This window comes from Arthrobacter sp. Hiyo1 (genome assembly GCF_001263615.2).
In the GTDB taxonomy this organism is placed as follows: Bacteria; Actinomycetota; Actinomycetes; order Actinomycetales; family Micrococcaceae; genus Arthrobacter.
On record NZ_DF952472.1, the window covers coordinates 118,582 to 119,808 of the forward strand.

At 63.2% G+C, this 1,227-nt stretch carries 1 protein-coding gene; it reads right to left on the minus strand.

Annotated features, from left to right (window positions below; translation table 11 throughout):
- A partial coding sequence (locus AHiyo1_RS14205; protein ID WP_253257352.1) for an HAD-IC family P-type ATPase occupies positions 1-1,196 on the minus strand: 1,196 nt, incomplete at its 3' end.
- Positions 1,197-1,227 lie beyond the last annotated feature (31 nt).

Here is a 1,227-nt window from a genome sequence, read left to right on the forward strand (position 1 = left end):
GTCGGAAGCTCCGGCAGCTGCTGCGCGGCCCGGGCGAAGAACCATTGCTTGGCGACTTCCACCATGACCATGTAGACGACGATCATTCCCAGTAGCGACAGGAAGAACGGCACCGGCAATGGATCGAAGCCCAGCAGGCCCGCCAGTGGTGACAACGGCAGGAAGATCCCCGCGGCCACCACTCCCAAGGATGCAGTCAACAGACCAGCCGAAGGGCGGCTTCGCAGGAACGGGACCCGCCGGGTCCGGATGGCGAAAATGATGAGGGTCTGCGTGGCGATGGATTCGATGAACCAGCCTGCCCGGAACTCCCCCGGGACCGCGTTAAAGACGAACAGCATGAGCGCGAAGGTCGCAAAGTCGAAGAGTGAACTGATCGGCCCGAAGAGGAACATGAAGCGCCGTATGAACGCGATGTTCCAATGCGATGGTGCCAACAGCTGTTCCTTGTCCACGCGGTCGCCCGGGATGGCCAATTGGCCGCTGTCGTAGAGCAGGTTGTTGAGCAGGATCTGCCCCGGCAGCATGGGAAGGAAGCTCAGTACCACCGACGCCGTGGCGGCGCTGAACATGTTTCCGAAGTTGCTGGACGTACCCATCAGCACGTATTTGATGGTGTTCGCGAAGATCCTCCGGCCCTCCATCACGCCCTCGGCCAGGACTCCCAGGTCCTTTTCCAAAAGCACTATGTCGGCGGCGTCCTTGGCGACGTCGGTGGCGCTGTCCACGGAGATCCCGATGTCGGCTTTGTGAAGGGCCAGGGCGTCATTCACACCGTCGCCCATGAAGCCCACCGCTCCGCCGCTTTGGCGCAGCAGGGTGATGATCCGCGCCTTCTGCTCGGGCGAGACGCGGGCAAAGATGGTGGCTTCCCGGGCGGCCGCGGCCAGCTCGGTGTCTGACAATACGTCCACGTCGGCGCCGGTCAGGGTTCCGCCCGAAATCACGCCGAGTTCGGAGCATACTTTTTCGGCGACTTTGGCGTTGTCCCCGGTGGCGATCTTGACGGAGATACCCAGCGTGGCCAATTGTTCCAGGGACGCTCCCGCGTTTGCCTTGGGCCGGTCGAGGAAGACGAGGAAGCCTGCCAGGACGAGGTCCCTTTCGTCAGCAGGCGTGATGTTACTCATCCCCGTGGCTGGACGGGTAGCCACCGCGACGACGCGCGATCCGGCGTCGAACTGTTCGTCCAGCATGGCCTGCACGTTGGGCGACGTCGGCCGGCAG